The 225-nt window shown below is 42.2% G+C and carries 1 protein-coding gene; it reads left to right on the top strand.

Annotated elements, in window-relative coordinates; genetic code table 11:
- On the top strand, positions 1-225 hold a 225-nt coding region (locus V6260_RS18850), incomplete at both ends, for a glutamate--tRNA ligase family protein (protein ID WP_341595596.1).

Raw genomic sequence — 225 nt, 5'->3', positions numbered from 1 at the left:
AAGAAAATAAAGCAACCTTAGCGGCAGGCAAACCTTACGTTATACGAATGAAAATTCCAAGCGCAGGCACATTTAAGTTTAACGACTACCTACGAGATGAAATTGAGATCCCGAGGGAAAACGTAGACATGCAAGTGCTTTTAAAAGCTGATGGTTTCCCAACGTACTTTTTAGCGAACGTAGTTCCCGACCACCATATGCAAATTAGCCATATTTTCCGTGGCG

Source organism: Pseudoalteromonas aliena, from assembly GCF_038155085.1.
Taxonomy (GTDB): Bacteria; Pseudomonadota; Gammaproteobacteria; order Enterobacterales; family Alteromonadaceae; genus Pseudoalteromonas; species Pseudoalteromonas aliena_A.
The sequence above is the reverse complement of the archived record's forward strand: the minus strand, read 5'-3'. Positions and strand labels throughout refer to the sequence as shown.